15 protein-coding genes are annotated in these 15,588 nt (G+C 33.1%); 6 read left to right on the top strand and 9 right to left on the bottom strand.

The window, feature by feature from the left end; translation table 11 throughout:
• Nucleotides 1–152: 152 nt before the first annotated feature.
• The 6 genes from LUU93_RS21320 to galA form a co-directional block, all read right to left on the bottom strand.
• Nucleotides 153–938 (bottom strand): hypothetical protein, encoded by a 786-nt coding sequence (locus tag LUU93_RS21320; RefSeq protein WP_232683191.1) that lies wholly within the window; start codon nt 936–938, stop codon nt 153–155.
• 1,768 nt (nt 939–2,706) lie between these two features.
• Nucleotides 2,707–2,946 (bottom strand): DUF7218 family protein, encoded by a 240-nt coding sequence (locus LUU93_RS21315; protein WP_232683190.1) that lies wholly within the window; start codon nt 2,944–2,946, stop codon nt 2,707–2,709.
• 240 nt (nt 2,947–3,186) lie between these two features.
• Nucleotides 3,187–4,242, bottom strand: a complete 1,056-nt coding sequence (locus LUU93_RS21310) for an NAD(P)-dependent alcohol dehydrogenase (protein WP_232683189.1) — start codon at nt 4,240–4,242, stop codon at nt 3,187–3,189.
• A gap of 75 nt (nt 4,243–4,317) precedes the next feature.
• Nucleotides 4,318–4,722 (bottom strand): cupin domain-containing protein, encoded by a 405-nt coding sequence (locus LUU93_RS21305; RefSeq protein WP_232683188.1) that lies wholly within the window; start codon nt 4,720–4,722, stop codon nt 4,318–4,320.
• 227 nt (nt 4,723–4,949) lie between these two features.
• Nucleotides 4,950–5,819 (bottom strand): helix-turn-helix domain-containing protein, encoded by an 870-nt coding sequence (locus LUU93_RS21300; protein WP_232683186.1) that lies wholly within the window; start codon nt 5,817–5,819, stop codon nt 4,950–4,952.
• Between the two features lie 213 nt (nt 5,820–6,032).
• Complete coding sequence (gene galA, locus LUU93_RS21295; protein WP_232683185.1) at nt 6,033–8,849, bottom strand: beta-galactosidase GalA; 2,817 nt, start codon at nt 8,847–8,849, stop codon at nt 6,033–6,035.
• Between the two features lie 210 nt (nt 8,850–9,059).
• Between galA and LUU93_RS21290 the strand changes: the two genes are divergently transcribed.
• The 4 genes from LUU93_RS21290 to LUU93_RS21275 are packed head-to-tail and all read left to right on the top strand — an operon-like array spanning nt 9,060 to nt 12,061.
• Nucleotides 9,060–9,443, top strand: coding sequence for a hypothetical protein (locus tag LUU93_RS21290; RefSeq protein WP_232683184.1), 384 nt, complete (start codon nt 9,060–9,062; stop codon nt 9,441–9,443).
• A 17-nt stretch (nt 9,444–9,460) separates the two neighbouring features.
• Nucleotides 9,461–10,339, top strand: a complete 879-nt coding sequence (locus tag LUU93_RS21285; RefSeq protein ID WP_232683183.1) for a chromate resistance protein ChrB domain-containing protein — start codon at nt 9,461–9,463, stop codon at nt 10,337–10,339.
• Nucleotides 10,340–10,385: 46 nt separating this feature from the next.
• Nucleotides 10,386–10,886 (top strand): hypothetical protein, encoded by a 501-nt coding sequence (locus LUU93_RS21280; protein WP_232683182.1) that lies wholly within the window; start codon nt 10,386–10,388, stop codon nt 10,884–10,886.
• Nucleotides 10,887–10,900: 14 nt separating this feature from the next.
• Nucleotides 10,901–12,061, top strand: coding sequence for a chromate transporter (locus tag LUU93_RS21275; protein WP_232683181.1), 1,161 nt, complete (start codon nt 10,901–10,903; stop codon nt 12,059–12,061).
• Nucleotides 12,062–12,191: 130 nt separating this feature from the next.
• Here the strand turns inward: LUU93_RS21275 and LUU93_RS21270 are convergent, their stop codons facing one another.
• Genes LUU93_RS21270 through LUU93_RS21260 form a run of 3 tightly spaced genes read right to left on the bottom strand, consistent with a single transcriptional unit; the run spans nt 12,192 to nt 13,600 of the window.
• Nucleotides 12,192–12,665, bottom strand: a complete 474-nt coding sequence (locus tag LUU93_RS21270) for a hypothetical protein (RefSeq protein WP_232683180.1) — start codon at nt 12,663–12,665, stop codon at nt 12,192–12,194.
• 18 nt (nt 12,666–12,683) lie between these two features.
• Complete coding sequence (locus LUU93_RS21265; RefSeq protein ID WP_232683179.1) at nt 12,684–13,088, bottom strand: lysozyme inhibitor LprI family protein; 405 nt, start codon at nt 13,086–13,088, stop codon at nt 12,684–12,686.
• A 17-nt stretch (nt 13,089–13,105) separates the two neighbouring features.
• Entirely contained in the window at nt 13,106–13,600 is a 495-nt protein-coding gene (locus tag LUU93_RS21260; protein WP_232683178.1) for a TlpA family protein disulfide reductase, read from the bottom strand.
• Between the two features lie 374 nt (nt 13,601–13,974).
• On the opposite strand from LUU93_RS21260, the gene LUU93_RS21255 reads away from it, so the two are divergent.
• Nucleotides 13,975–14,277: an ArsR/SmtB family transcription factor gene (locus LUU93_RS21255; protein WP_012025367.1), complete on the top strand. Its 303-nt coding sequence runs from the start codon at nt 13,975–13,977 to the stop codon at nt 14,275–14,277.
• Nucleotides 14,278–14,283: 6 nt separating this feature from the next.
• Nucleotides 14,284–15,390, top strand: coding sequence for an NADH:flavin oxidoreductase (locus LUU93_RS21250; RefSeq protein WP_232683177.1), 1,107 nt, complete (start codon nt 14,284–14,286; stop codon nt 15,388–15,390).
• Nucleotides 15,391–15,588 lie beyond the last annotated feature (198 nt).

Genomic DNA, 15,588 nt, shown 5'->3' with positions numbered 1-15,588 from the left:
TTAAAGACTACTTTTGAAGCTATACACACACCGCAATTTAATCAAATTGCAAGAATTAGGAAAGCGAAAGCTTTCCTTTTTTTATGCCACAAAAAAAGCTGCCTCACTTTTGAGACAGCCTCTTTTTCATAATAGCAGTTATTGTCAGCCGGCTAATTTTTGATTATATGGTTTAAATGAAAATGATATTTTGATCTAAAATGTCTTGCTGCAGCGAGTATTACAGAAAAATTCATGGTAAAAATTCGTTTGATCTCGCTAACCGGTTTCATTGTCAGATTAACAACAGGATCAAAGGCTCTTGGATAATTAGAACTGTGACGCACTACTTCTGTTTCTATAATATTCATTATAATACTTTTTTTAAGCTGCGTTCCAACAAATCCTTTTTCCTGAACTGTGTTGTATTCTTTTATCTTATCAGATATTTTTAAATTTTCTTTTCCAATGTAAATGTAATTTCCGGAATCGTTTGTAAAATGATGTTTAACCTGCGAAACCAATTCAGCATTTTTATTATCAATAGTCGGTATTCCTAATAATGTAAATTGTATGCGTTTATGATTTTCAAAATACAAAACGCTATTTATTACTGAAGAGTTGCTTAAAACAGCCGATTGATTTTTGTTTAGTATCTTCTTTTCTCCATTTGCGCCAAAACTATGGCTTACATTTCCGTTTTCGCAATAAACAAAAAAGACAGGTGCTGTTTTAAATGATTCAATACTTAAACTAACCTCATGGTTAAATTCAAGATCAAAATGCATAAATAAAACTCTGTCGTCAAATCGGGTTCCTTTAATAGAACCTTTTGTCCATTTTGAATTTATTTCTAAATTATATTCATTGTTATCAGCAGTAAGTTCACCACCAAAACTATCTTTAAAATCGTTAAAAACGGCATCAAATCCCCCAGAATTTATGTAAAGTTTTTTCATTTGCTTTATGGTTTTAAAAAAGCAGCTTGTATTTATATACAAAATCAACTTTTGGTTTTTTCCTCATTTTATATAATCTAAATTTCGTACTTATTGCAAATCAAACTCTTATACAATTTCAATTAGAAATTTCATAATTTTTAGTTGGTAAGGAACAAAGGTGCAAAGCAGCAGAGAAACAAAGGTCTTTTACATTCTTAAACAAACCTTTTGAACCTTTGAGTGAAGCTCAAAAAAAAACAGCTGCTCCAGAATAAATCTGGAACAACTGATCCTCAGCAAAATAAAAATACTTATCTATTTTATTTTATGTAAGTTGACTGATTTCTATATATAGTCGGTTTCATGTTTTGCTCTTTTTTATGATTTCATGGGTGTTAAGATTATAAGATTAGTTAATTCAAATTTCATCATTAAAAACAATGAAAATTAACTCTATTAATTTTAATATTAGCTCATTCAAAAACAAAAAACAAACCGAAATTTATTTTATAAATTCTAAACTTTATTCAAAATATACAGTATGTTGATTATCCTAAAAAAACTTATTTCTGTTTAAGAATTACTAATAACAAAATTGGCTTTGAAGATGAATATAAAGTTCGAAGCTGTAGTTTTTTTAAATATAGTAAAAAAAAACTAATGTATTGTATTACAAGTGTTTAAACTAATCATGTAAAGCAATAATTTAAGTTAATGATTAAAATAAAACACATCAGAAATTCCGCGTAAACAAATATAAACAAGCAGCAAATTTTGAAAATAGTTTGTAGCAACTGTTGATGGCCTTACACAGCAAAACGTGATATCATTTTCTAAAAACCGTTCAAATCCCTTGATATCACTGGGTTTTTACAGAAAAATTAAATTATTTTTTTGAATTTCAAATCTAAATTCCTGATAATTTACTATAATCTTTCTAAAGCAAAACAATAACTCGCGAAAACTAAAATAACACGTAGATAAGCTTTTCTTTTAAACCTGTTTTGCAGACATTATAAAATTCTGAAAGAAGATTTCAAAGCCCTAAAAATTGTTTAATATGTATAATTTCTTTAAGCGTTTTTACCAAAAAAGAAAATTTATCGGTACTTTACTGCTTCAATTATTAAAAATTACAAGCATCAAAAACATCTTAAAGTTTTAATTAAATTTAAATAACATAAAACACTGGAAATTAAACAAAAATAATCATTGATATGTCATATTGTCAGGATGTAAAATCCACTTCAAACACCGATTATTACAGCCTGAATATCTATTAAAACTTCATTTTTCAATTTATGCTCCTGTTGATAATTATTATAGAAAAAAAATCGCCGCTTTTCTTCCCTGTCATTTTTTTTATAACGGGTAAATTGCATCTTTTAGATTTTTTTTTGTGAGTATGTCTGCCAATGTTATTTGAGTTCGAATTTCTTTTTTTAATACAAAAACTAAAAACTGTTAATCGAACATTCGGCTGTAAATTCCTTAATTTTTTCTGGTGGAATTTTTCAAGTCAAAAATTCAGGATGAATAAAAACATCTTTGCTCCAATCGTAATATTGATACTGAGCCTTCCTGAATCTTTACTGAACAAGTATAAAAGTTGATTTCTCTGCTTGTAAACACTAAATGCAACTTTGATGCAATATTGTTTTTTATTAATTAAGCAGACACCTGACATCATTAAACGGATTAAAATTGTAAAAAATTAAAAATGTTTTTCCCTTATTTTATAGAATCGTTTATCTCTCAAACGTTACAAATTGTGCAGCATTTTACTTTAATTAGCTCTTAAAGATTTTATCAAACTTCTTTTATTCATATAAGAACGTCCTGAAATCCCCACCTTTTTAGCTTGTTCATAGAGTTCTTCCTTTGTCCATTCTTCATAAGGCCTTGCTCTTCCGCCTTTCTCTCCTGCGTCTGGTGTATTCGCAATACGCGCCGATTTCTCTTTACTGTACCCCTTTTTAACAAGGGCTTCGTATTGTGCTTCGTTTTTAATTCTTGAATCTGGCATGACTTAATAGATTAGATTAGTAATTAGTTGTATGGTTAAGTCAAAGTTCCCTAAAAGAAAGATTTTTCTGTTATATAATTTTGGTTATAACTTTCATAGTTATGAGTTATGAGTTTTGGGTTTTGGGTTTTGGGTTTTGGGTTTTGGGTTTTGGGTAAAAATAATCCTATTCGCTAAACGAATAGGATTATTTATATCAAGAAAAAACTTAGGGTCTAAGCAGCTTAGAACCTTAGCAGCTTATTTTAAAGACGCCATATCAATTACAAAACGATATTTGATATCTCCTTTTAATAATCTTTCGTAAGCATTGTTCACATCATTTACACCAATTATTTCGATATCGGATGTAATGTTGTGTTCTGCACAGAAGTCTAACATTTCCTGAGTTTCAGCGATTCCGCCAATTGCAGATCCTGCAAAACTTCTTCTTCCTAATATAAGACTGAATGATGTTACAGGAAGCGGATCCATTGGGGCACCAACTAAAGTCAATGTTCCATCTACTTTTAATAAATTTAGGTATGAATCGATGTTATGTTCTGCAGAAACACAGTCTAAAATAAAATTCAGGCTTTTAGCATATTTAGCCATTTGTTCCGGATCTGTAGATAAAACTACCTCGTCTGCACCTAAACGTTTTGCATCTTCGGTTTTAGATAACGAAGTGGTAAAAACCACAACATGAGCACCCATTGCTTTTGCCAATTTAATTCCCATATGCCCTAAACCGCCAATACCAACGATTCCAACTTTTTGTCCAGGACCAACTTTCCAGTGTTTTAAAGGAGAATAAGTTGTGATTCCTGCGCAAAGTAAAGGTGCAACTCCCGCAAGGTCTAATTTATCTGAAATGTGCAGCACAAAACTTTCATCTACAACAATGCTTTCAGAATAACCTCCAAAAGTTTGTATTCCGCCTAAATGTTTGTCTGGAGAGTTGAATGTCAAAATACTTCCTTCATCACAATATTGCTCTAAATCATTTTTGCAATTCTCACATTCTCTGCAAGAATCAACCATACATCCTACTCCGGCTAATTCGCCAACTTTGAAATTTTTAACGTGATCACCAATTTTTACAATTCGGCCCACAATTTCATGTCCGGGAACAATTGGGTAAATCGTTCCGTGCCATTCATTTCTTGCAGAATGCAGATCAGAATGACAAATTCCACAATATAAAATTTCAATTTCCACGTCATGTGCCTGTACCGCGCGGCGTTTAATATCTAATGTTTTCAATGGTGCTTCGGCAGCTTCTGTACCAAAGGCTTTTATGTTTTTTGTTTCCATATTGTTTTTTTAGTTTGTTTCAGGTTTTCTTTGTTTCAGGTTTCAAAAAACTTATAATCTTAGCATCTTAGAAACTTAGTGACTTAACAGAAAATACTCTCCATCAGTTACTTTTTCTAACCAGGTTCCGTGGCCTTTATCAATTTCTGTAATAATGGCAACATACGAAAACTTATCAAATGGAGTTGCTCCATACCAATGTTCTACTCCCGGTAAAATTGTAACTACTTCATCCTTAAGAAGTATTCGGGCTGTGCTTCCTCTTTCCTGATAATAACCTATTCCATCTTTTGCAATGAGCATGTGCAGACTAGCATTTATATGCCAGTTGCTTCTTGCACAAGGTTCAAAAGTAACTTCCTTAATAACAGTATTTTCAGGATGAATATCACTGCTTTGTTTCTTATAGGAAACGTCGCCCGTCATATATGTACCAGGGACTTTTCCTTCTTCGATAACGGCTGAATAATTTGTTGACATAAATTTAGTTATTTTTTTGAGATTTACTTTATTAAAATTACTTATATATTTCATTATCAGAATTATAAACTAAATTTAAAAAGCTAGAATCCGCTTTATGAAGTATTTATTTAGTCTGTCGAAAACCGATAAATTATTTTACTGTTGTAATTTCAAAGCAAAATTAGCTCAGGAATGCGTTCCGGAAATAACAATATTCAAACAAAAAATTATGAAATTGAAACAATTTACATTCTCAACGATTTCGGAATCGTTCCTGTAAGTCTTTTAAAATAGTTATTAAAATAACTCGGATATTCAAAACCAAGCGAATAACCAATGTCTGAAATACTCCAGTCCGTATGCTGCAATAAAGCTTTTGCTTCGCTAATAATTCTCTCGGTAATATGCGCCGTTGTTGGTTTTCCTGTAATTTCTTTTACAGAACGATTTAAATGATTTACGTGTACGGCAAGACTCTGCGCATAATCCTGAGGCGTTTTTAAAGCCAAAGGTTCATTTTTTGTTTCTATTGGGAATTGTCTTTCTAATAATTCTAAAAATAAAGACGTAATTCTTGCAGAAGCATTTTTATGTTTAAAGAAGTTGTCTGACGGCTGCATTTTCATCGATTCATGAATAATCAAGTTGACATAACTGCGCATTAAATCGTCTTTAAAAACATAATCAGTTTCATATTCCTGAATCATTTTTTGAAACAATGAATCTATAAATGTCTTTTGTTCAGCATTTAAAGAAAAAATTGGCGTTCCTCCTATTTTAAACAAAGGTGATTCGTGAAGTGTTTCTGAACGGTCTTTTGCTTTCAGAAATTCTTCTGTAAAAACGCAGGCATAACCTTCATAACCCTCAGAAACAGTTTCCCATGAATATGGAATAATTGGATTACCAAAAAACAGAATAGTTCCATCAGTTTCTATTCCGCGATCAGCATATTGTATAATACTTTTACTCGTGTTGATACAGATTTTATAAAAATCCCTGCGGCTGTAAACGGGAATTTTACTTAAATCTCCATTTATCTGATATACTTTAAACCCCTTCAGCTTTAAATCTGAAGTAAAATCGCAATTCTGAGTTTCTATTTGATTATTCATTTTGCAAAGTTATGAAAATCAAATATATTTTTAGTTTATTTTGTTTCAGGTTTCTCCCGAGGCTTCGGGATCAGGTTTTTTAACCGCAAAGGTTTCGCAAAGGTCGCAAGGTTTTTTAAACTGGAGTCGAATAATCTCGCAAAGTCGCGAAGACGCAAAGTTTTATTTCTCATTGCGTGCTTTGCGTAAACCTTTACGCCTTTGCGGTTAAAATTAATTCTTCAAACTTGATGCCCGTAATCCTTTCGCGGAGGCGGATAAAACAACTTCTCCCACATTTTCCTCTTTTTGGATTATGATTTGTGCATATCCGTTAAAAAGCTTTCTTTTCCAAGGTTCATCTGGCGTTATTACCTGAATAACTCCCGGATTTGTGTTCATAACGTCCCAGTCTTTTATTTTTTGTAATGGAGTTACGGCAATATGAATCGTATTTTTTCCTTCTTTCAAAATCACCGAATCTAAAATATACTTTTGAGGATCTTCGGTACTTGCATTTACTTTATTTCCATTGATAAAAACTACCGTTTCTACTCCTATTTTCTTGTAAAAGAAACTCACGATATTGGAAGCTAAATTGTTTTTTAGCTCAAATTCGCCTTTATAAATATAAGATGATGCCTGGTTTTTATAATCCCGATCTTTAAAAGCTGTTTTCCAATCATTTTCGGGATAATTTTGTAATTCCTGAGGCAAAGTAACAGTTGTTCCTTTTTGTTCCTGAAAATTAGTTATTTGAACTAATGAAAGAGCATCAAGAAACTGATCTTTTTCTAAAGAAATTGGATCGCCGTTACCTACTCCCAAAATCTTTCCGCCTTTTATTGAAAATGTAATTTCATCACTGGCTGTTGGAACATGTAAATCATTTTTATCTGTAACCTCAACTGTTACAACCGTTACTTTTGAATTTTGCACATTTTCTTTATCTACAGAAAGCTTAATGTTTTCAGCTTTTCCAGTTGTTTTTTGAATTTCGGTCAATACTTTTTTTCCATTTTTATATCCAATTGCTTCCAGAGTTCCCGGCATATAATTTACTTTCCATTCTAAATGGCTGTTTTGCTCCATTTTCTTTTTCCCGAGACTTTTTTTGTTCAGGAAAAGCTCCACCTCATCACAATTAGAATGTACCCAGACATCAATTTCTCTGCCTTCCATTCCGCTCCAGTTCCAATGCGGCATAATGTGTAAAACAGGTTTGTTTCCCCACCATGATTTTAAATAAAACACATTATCTTTTGGGAAACCGCACACATCCATCATTCCGAAATACGACGTTACAGACGGCCAGCCATAAGGCGTTGGCTCTCCACGATAATCAAATCCTGTCCAGATAAACATTCCTGCCAGATATGGTCTTTCGGCATAAAACTTCCAGCCCTCTTCTATGCTGTAAAAAGTCGGGCGCGGTTTTCGGTCATAAGCACTTTGATAATGTTTGGCATCATCTGTAAAATAAATGCCGCGCGTTGCAAAAGTTGAACCTTCTTCTGTTCCCATTCCGGGTTGGTTTTTAAACTGATTTCGATGTGCGTCGATATCACCGTTTCCAAGATAATTATAGCCCATAATTTCAACTACAGACGAAATCCCGCTTTTAAATCCGCTGCTGATTCCCACTGTTACAGGTCTTGTTGGGTCAATATTTTTTGCATAATTCTGCATTACATTCGTAATACGTTCGCCCACAATATTGCCTTCAATATTCCATTCTTCATTTCCAACAGACCAGCAAAAAATACTCGGATGATTTCGGTCGCGCTCCATCATTCGCTTTAAATCATTTAAATGATAATCGTTGATCCCCATCAAACGTGTTTCATCAATTACAAGCATTCCTAATTCATCGCAAGCTTTTAACAGTTCGGGCGTTGGCGAATGATGCGAACAACGATAGGCATTCGAGCCCATTTCTTTCAGTTTTTTAATTCGGTAATACTGAATATCATCTGGCAGTGCCGTTCCAATTCCCGCATGATCCTGGTGATTATTGGTCCCTTTTAATTTTAAAGGTTTTCCGTTAAGAAAAAAGCCCTTTTCCGGGTCGAATTCAATAGTACGAATTCCAAATGTGGTTTCATAACTATCAATTGTTTTTCCGTTCTGCTTAATCTGCGTTACTAAACGATATAAATTAGGTGATTCAATACTCCATAAAAGCGGGTGCTCTACATATAATTTTGAACTATGAGTAATTGTTTTGTAAAATTCAGGGGCCTGTATACTTTCAGAAAAATTTGCAGCCTGCTTGTTTTCAGCATTAAAAATAGTCTGAATTATTTCGATCGATCCTTTATAATTTCCTTTATTTTCAATCGTAACATCGGCAATAACATCAGCATCATTATTTTTAAGTTCTGATGTTACATAAGTTCCATTAACTGCTACATGAACCGGATTTGTTTTCTGTAAATAAACATGTCTGTAAATCCCTGCGCCTTCATAAAACCAGCCTTCTTCCATAGATGCATCGGCACGAACAACAATTGTATTTTCTCCTCCATAATTAACATAAGCCGTTACATCATATTCAAATCCGTTATAACCGCTTTGTTCTGTTCCCAAATAATAGCCGTTAAAAAATACTTTTGAGTTTCTAAAAACACCGTCAAATTTTAAACTGATAATTTTACCATTATCAGTTTCCGGGATATTGATTTTTTTTCGGTACCAGCCAATGCTTTTTTCAGGAAAACCTTTTCCGGCAGTTTTAAATCCGTGGCTAAAACTTCCTTTTTCGCTAAACTCCTGTTCAACTGCCCAATCGTGAGGCAGATCTAACTTTCGCCACGCACGGTCATCAAAGTCTTTTGCCGCCGGACCATCCCCAAATCCGGTTTTGGTTAAATAGGAAAAATAGCCTGCTGCGTGTCCAAAATCTTTTTCTGTATCATATAAATGACCAAATGAAAATTGCCAGTCCTTATCGATTAAAATCAATTCTCTTTCTGATTTTTGGGCGGAAGCCAGACCTGAAATCAAAAAAATCAAAAACAAAAGAATTCTTTTAAAAAAAATAATTTTCATAAAAATGCGATTAAATAAAGTTAGAATGATAAAATTATGGTATAAAAATGATTTAAGTCGATAATATTTTATCAAAACCTACACATAATAACTCCTTGTAAACAATCTTAAAATAATGATTAAAATTTAGAATCATTCTATTGACTATACTTTTTTAAATGATTTTGATTTGGTGTAATTTTATATAAAATTTAAAAAAACAAATATTGTATGAGTGTTATTAAAGATGAAAAAAAGCTTCTTAGTACCATTAAACGTATCGATGAAAAGATCGATAAGAATAATGACCAAAAGATACTTGCCTTTTTTGAATCTCTTGGATTAACAGAAAGAGATGATGTTCCCAAAAATTTTCTGGATTGGGATACGATTCTTATTATCGTACCCAACCGTCATATTTCGCATGAATTAAAATATTATAAATATTCAATATCAAGACTTTTCTTTGTAACAAACCCGTATGCTGATCAAATTCATATTTATGATTTTGACGAATGGAAAAGTGTAACCCGAAATAAAACGCAGTTTCAGATTAGAGAGTTGATGAAAACTAGTTTTGGCGGCGTAAAGAAAACTTCAACAGAAAATGATTAATTTTTAGCCTTATTAAAATGAAATGGATAACACGTGAAAGGCCTAAAATTGACAGAATCGCCTGCCCATGGCTGATCAAAAAATTTGTTGATGCTGATGCCGAATTTATTTATGTTCCTTTTAATGAAGTTTTAGAGAAAGCAAAAAAATTAGATGCAATTCCGTTTGATATTCCAGATGTAGAATTTACGCATTATAATGAAGATTGCACTTTTGATTACATTGTAAAAAAGTATCAAATTGACGATCCGGCTGTTTTAATTATGGCAAAAATTGTTCGCGGCGCCGATACTGACCGCCACGATCTTGCGAAAGAAGCTGCCGGACTTTGGGCAATTTCTGCCGGGCTTTCGCACAACATTACAAACGATGCCGAATTATTAGAAACCGGATTAAAACTCTACGATGCACTATACAGCTGGGCAAAACATTTGTACAAGCAGAACCATCTGCAAAACAGTCCGTTCGAAAATTTACTTCACGAAGTATACAAGAAGTTTTTAATTGAGAAAAAAAGCAGTCAAAAAACGCCTTTGTGGGTAAAAGAATTAAAAAATATAATTCAGGATCAAATAGATGCGCAGTTTACTTTTGATTTAAAGAAAATCTCCAATGATTTAGAATTAAATCCATCCTATTTGTCAAGAGAGTTTTCTAAATATTTTGAAGACCTGAATTTTGGTGAATATGTTCGAAAACTGCGAATTGAAAAAGCGATCAATTTAATTCAAAATTCAACTTATACCTTAACTGAAATTGCTTATATGACAGGGTTTTCAGATCAAAGTCATTTTACAAGAATATTTAAACTGCAAACGGGAAAAAATCCTTCTTCTTACAGAAAAAACAGGCTGAAAAGTAATTCAGATACAAAAGGTAAACAGCGTTCTATTTAAAAAATCTCATTATTAATAGTTTTGTTTCTTAATTAACAAAACTATTATGATTTCATTCAGACACATTTTCGTAATCACTTTATTACTTTTTAGTTATAATTCATTTTCTCAAACTACATATCCAAAAATTACGGGTTATTTTGGAATCATGCACCCTATTGCAACTTTTAGCGATGAACAGACAAGTATAAATTTTAGAGATTATTATGCCGTAGGTTTTCCTACCGGAATCAATATTTGGAAGAGTCAAAAAATAGGTTTTTCATTTGAAGTTGTTCCCAACATTAGAGTACAGGGAAACAGTGATAAAGTAACCAATTTATTATTTCATCCCGGCGTTTTAGTCGCACTGGGAAATGGTTACACTTTTGCCGGAAGAGCAGCTTTTGAAAGCAGCGGAAGATACGGTATAACTCCTGTAATTAATAAAACGGTCATAAAAAGTGATAACTGCAGTTATTTTGTTGCTGTGCCTCTGCCTGTTCGTTTTGGCAATGATCATCCTGCATCCTTTACAGTTGGTTTTCAATTTGGAATTGCTTTTTAAAAATATCCTTATCAATGACTACTTTAAAATATACATTAAGAGAACTAACTTTATATTTTCTAAAACTAGGAACAATAGGTTTTGGAGGACCGGTTGCACTTGTAGGATATATGCATAAAGATTTAGTCGAAAATCGCAAATGGATTTCTGAAGAAGAATATAAGCAGGGTCTGGCTTTAGCCCAATTAGCTCCGGGGCCATTAGCTGCTCAATTAGGAATCTATTTGGGATTTGTGCATTATAGACTAATAGGAGCTACTTTAATTGGGTTTGCATTTATTCTACCTTCCTTTATTATGGTTGTTCTTTTAGGAATTATATATAAATTATATGGAGGGCTGCCCTGGATTCAAGCTGTATTTTATGGTGTTGGTGCAGCCGTTATTGGGCTTATAGTCGTAAGTTCGTATAAACTTACCGTAAAATCTATTGGCAAATTTAATCTAGAGTCTTTTAGAACAAACTGGTTATTATGGTTGTTTTTTCTTATTAATTTTAGTATAACATTTATCATGCGGCAAGAACCGGTCTTGTTATTTATTGCCGCAGGATTTTTATATATGATCATTAAATCACCTCCTAAATGGTGGAACTCAAAATCTATAAATTCAATACTGCTCCTGCAGGTTCCTTTATGGAATTATGAAAGTAAAACGTTAATAAAAATTGCCATTTTCTTTGCCGAGGCAGGAACATTTGTATTTGGAAGCGGGTTAGCGATTGTCCCTTTTTTGCATTCAGGCGTTGTAATTGAAAATAATTGGTTAACCGAACAGCAATTCCTGGATTCTGTAGCTGTAGCAATGATAACACCAGGCCCGGTAGTAATTACTGTTGGGTTCATCGGTTATTTAGTTGACGGATTTTTGGGTGCTCTGGTTGCTGCCTTAGCCACATTTTTACCCTGCTATATATTTACTGTTGCTATGGCACCTTATTTTCATAAAATTGCAGGAAATAAATCGGTTAAATCATTTGTTGATGGAATTACGGCAGCAGTTATTGGTGCTTTGGCAGGTTCGGTCCTTGTAATTGCTTCCCAAACTATAATTGATATTCCAACAGTTCTTATTGCTGTAATAACAATTATTACTTTGTTCCGTGTCAAAAATCTGCCTGAACCTTATATAATAATCATTGCCGCTTTATTTGGCTTATTTATTAAACTTATATAGCCCGTTTGTTTTGGCAATGATCATCCATCTTTTACAGTTGACTTTCAATTTGGAATTGCTTTTTAAGTTGCTGTTTGGAATATCTTTGTAAAAGTTTGAAACTTTGACAAAGATCAGAGTTGCAATGTTTTTATTCTATCTCAAAAATTTCAATAAACTTTTTTTCTAAATTTTTCCTTCTTCGTTTAGTATCCCACCTTGAAAAGAAAAGTATAAACAATAGAACTATATTTACGGGTATAATCGCTTCAATAAGCCTGTTTTCAGGCAAAAACAGCATTATATTCATAAAAATTAAAACGGTAATTGGCATGTATTTTATCCAAAATAAATAAAACTTTGGATGTGGCTCAATTCTATAATTAACATCAAGTCTATGATTTATTATTTTGTATCTGCCTTTAATAATGAAAAACGTGGGAGTTGCTGCATAATTTATCGTTAAACGAAAATCTTTATCATCAAAGAGTCCGTAAAAAGGTTTTGAATGCTCATCAAATATTGTCAAAAAAGAAAATGGACTCAACTTTAATCTTGGAGAACCAATTTGAGTATTATTTTTTAATCTTGCTCGGAATTCAGATAAACTGAGTTTTGATTGCATTTAAACTAAAATTGAAAATTAAATTCTTTTGATAAGTTCTTTTACTCTCACAAAAACATAGTCTGCTTTTAAATCATAAACAACCATATCAAAATCACGACTTCCTTCTTCAAAATAACCATCTTTTTTAGTGTCGGAATATGCTTTTTTAAAATACTGATCTCTTTTCTTCAGCCATTCTAATTGTTCTTTTTTCAATTTAGACTGCTCGTCTGTACTCAATTTTAATCTTAATTTTTTATACACAACATTCAGCAGACTATCTGACTGATTGTAATAGTTAAGTGAACAAATTCTCATTGCAACACCTGTGTCTAAACAATCTTGATGTGTTGTTTCTAATTTACTAACAGTTTTTAATGTTTGTGCATTGCAATTAAAAGAGAGTAAAATGAAAAATAAAAGTATTGATTTTAGAACCATAAAATTTAAGTATAGAATTACTGCGCTGTCAACAAACTATTAACCATATCTTCCAACGCTTTTCCGTGAATGTTTTTAGCAAGGATAATTCCATTTTTGTCTATTAAAAAGTTCAAGGGAACTGATTGAAGCATATAATCTCCCACAACCGGAGATTTCCAATATTTTAGATCACTTACTTGTATCCATGGTAATTTTCCTCTAGCAATAGCCGCTAACCACAAAGGTTTTTTAGTATCCATAGAAACGCTGTAAATCGAAAATTTATCCGGATAAGCGTTGTATAATTTCAATAATGCCGGTTGTTCTTTAATACATGGTCCGCACCACGAAGCCCAAAAATCGACTAAAGTCAAAGAACCTCGCAAAGATGAAAGCACCACATTATTGCCTTTTGTATCAGGAAGATCGATTTCTGGCGCTATATCACCAATATCAGTACCTACAACCTGTGCTTTTGAACTGATTATTACACAACATAAGAATCCTAAAATAAGTAGAGTTTTTTTCATAATTGATTAAGTTTATTTGTTTTGGAGAACATTTTTTAATCTCGCAAAGGCACAGAGACACCAAGCTTTTTTTAAGTTTTTTCAATTGAATTGCCTCCGGCTTTAGCTAGAGGTTTATAAAAATTAGCCCGAAAGGCTTTAGCCAAAAATATAAAGTTTGGCTAAAGCCCTTTTCCCACCTTTCTCAATATCTCCAGCTAAAGCTGGAGGCAATTGAAAAAACTTTGCGCCTCTGCGACTTTGCGAGATTAATACATAAGCAAATATAATTTTTCTTTCCTAAATTCTTCATCATTTCTCCTCCTCCATCATAAAATTTTCCTAAAAATGTTTCTTTAAATTGGTATATCGGGAAAAGTCGATATATTTGCCCTATGGAAAATATAGAAATTTTTAAGGCGCTCTCTAACAAATCCAGATTGCAAATGCTGGAATGGCTGAAGGAACCCGAAATAAACTTTCCCGGACAGCTTGAACATGGCGGATTTGAACACGGTGTCTGCGTGGGACAAATTCAGGCCAAAGCCGGTTTAACACAATCAACTGTATCAGAATACCTGTCTATTTTACAACGCGCCGGATTCATCGAAGCCAAACGTGTTGGACAATGGACTTATTATAAACGTAACGAAGGTGCCTTTGAAGCACTCAGTAAATTAATTCAATCTAATTTGTAAATTACTATGAGTACAAACAACCTGTTTTCGCCATTTAACTTAAAAACGTTAAATCTAAAAAACCGAATCGTAATGGCGCCTATGACGCGCTCTTTTTCTCCTAACGGAGTTCCAACTGATGAAGTAGCCGCTTACTACCAAAAAAGAGCTGAAGGCGAAGTTGGTTTAATATTATCTGAAGGAACCGTAATCAACAGACCTTCATCATCAAATGATGCTAATGTGCCGCATTTTTATGGGGATTTAGCTTTAAACGGATGGAAAAAAGTTATTGAAGAAGTTCATGCTGCAGGCGGAAAAATGGGCCCGCAGATCTGGCATATGGGAATTATGGACAACCACCATTCCGGATGGGTTCCGCCAGTTCCTTTTGAAGGTCCGTCTGGATTAAACCGTCCTGATTTTAGAAACGGAATTACAATGTCTGAGAAAGATATTGAAAACACCATAATTGCTTTTGGCCAGGCTGCAGCTGATGCTAAAAAATTAGGTTTTGATACTGTTGAAATTCACGGTGCACACGGTTATTTAATTGACCAGTTCTTTAGAGCTGAAACGAATTTACGTGAAGACATTTACGGTGGAAAAACTTTGCCGGAACGTAACCGTTTTGCTATTGAAGTAATAAAAGAAATCAGAAAGCAAGTAGGAAATGATTTTGCAGTTATTATGCGTTTTTCTCAGTTTAAACCATCTGATTACAATTATAAACTGGCTAAAAATCCACAGGAATTAGAAGCCTGGCTTACACCGCTTGTTGACGCCGGAGTTGATATTATACACGCTTCACAACGCAGATTCTGGGAACCTGAATTTGAAGATTCTGATTTGAATTTTGCAGGATGGGCTAAAAAAGTAACAGGAGCTCCAACAATTACGGTTGGTTCTGTTGGTCTTTCAAGCGATTTCTTTGGTGCTTTTGCCGGAGAAAGTTCTGAGCCAACTTCTTTAGAAGAATTAAACAGACGTTTCGACAGAGGTGATTTTGATTTAGTTGCCGTAGGAAGACCTTTATTATCTGACCCAAACTGGACTGCTAAAATTAAAGCCGGAAAAACAGAACAGTTAAAAGGTTTTAGTAAAGAAGCTTTGGGTGCATTGGTTTTAGAATAATTTTTTAAGGTACTGAGGTGCTAAGATTCTGAGATACTAAGTTTTTATGTTCTCTTTTTTAGAATAACTTTATGAGGCTGTCTCAAAAGGACAGCTTCTTTTTTTTGGTAAAAACAAGATTGTCCACTAAAAACATTAATTCAGGTTTTTCGGATTCCACTTTCAAGATAATTTTTTATTTCTTGCTGATTTTAGGTA

This window comes from Flavobacterium soyae (assembly GCF_021245985.1).
In the GTDB taxonomy this organism is placed as follows: domain Bacteria; phylum Bacteroidota; class Bacteroidia; order Flavobacteriales; family Flavobacteriaceae; genus Flavobacterium; species Flavobacterium soyae.
Note: the sequence above shows the minus strand (reverse complement) of the source record. Positions and strands in the feature narration are given on the sequence as shown.

What these genes read in the sequence shown, in the direction of transcription:
- LUU93_RS21310 (WP_232683189.1), bottom strand. Translation starts at nt 4,242, where the DNA reads ATGGAAACAAAAAACATAAAAGCCTTTGGTACAGAAGCTGCCGAAGCA.
- LUU93_RS21255 (WP_012025367.1), top strand. Translation starts at nt 13,975, where the DNA reads ATGGAAAATATAGAAATTTTTAAGGCGCTCTCTAACAAATCCAGATTG.
- galA (WP_232683185.1), bottom strand. Translation starts at nt 8,849, where the DNA reads ATGAAAATTATTTTTTTTAAAAGAATTCTTTTGTTTTTGATTTTTTTG.
- LUU93_RS21315 (WP_232683190.1), bottom strand. Translation starts at nt 2,946, where the DNA reads ATGCCAGATTCAAGAATTAAAAACGAAGCACAATACGAAGCCCTTGTT.
- LUU93_RS21320 (WP_232683191.1), bottom strand. Translation starts at nt 938, where the DNA reads ATGAAAAAACTTTACATAAATTCTGGGGGATTTGATGCCGTTTTTAAC.
- LUU93_RS21280 (WP_232683182.1), top strand. Translation starts at nt 10,386, where the DNA reads ATGATTTCATTCAGACACATTTTCGTAATCACTTTATTACTTTTTAGT.
- LUU93_RS21290 (WP_232683184.1), top strand. Translation starts at nt 9,060, where the DNA reads ATGAGTGTTATTAAAGATGAAAAAAAGCTTCTTAGTACCATTAAACGT.
- LUU93_RS21270 (WP_232683180.1), bottom strand. Translation starts at nt 12,665, where the DNA reads ATGCAATCAAAACTCAGTTTATCTGAATTCCGAGCAAGATTAAAAAAT.
- LUU93_RS21265 (WP_232683179.1), bottom strand. Translation starts at nt 13,088, where the DNA reads ATGGTTCTAAAATCAATACTTTTATTTTTCATTTTACTCTCTTTTAAT.
- LUU93_RS21250 (WP_232683177.1), top strand. Translation starts at nt 14,284, where the DNA reads ATGAGTACAAACAACCTGTTTTCGCCATTTAACTTAAAAACGTTAAAT.
- LUU93_RS21305 (WP_232683188.1), bottom strand. Translation starts at nt 4,722, where the DNA reads ATGTCAACAAATTATTCAGCCGTTATCGAAGAAGGAAAAGTCCCTGGT.
- LUU93_RS21275 (WP_232683181.1), top strand. Translation starts at nt 10,901, where the DNA reads ATGACTACTTTAAAATATACATTAAGAGAACTAACTTTATATTTTCTA.
- LUU93_RS21260 (WP_232683178.1), bottom strand. Translation starts at nt 13,600, where the DNA reads ATGAAAAAAACTCTACTTATTTTAGGATTCTTATGTTGTGTAATAATC.
- LUU93_RS21300 (WP_232683186.1), bottom strand. Translation starts at nt 5,819, where the DNA reads ATGAATAATCAAATAGAAACTCAGAATTGCGATTTTACTTCAGATTTA.
- LUU93_RS21285 (WP_232683183.1), top strand. Translation starts at nt 9,461, where the DNA reads ATGAAATGGATAACACGTGAAAGGCCTAAAATTGACAGAATCGCCTGC.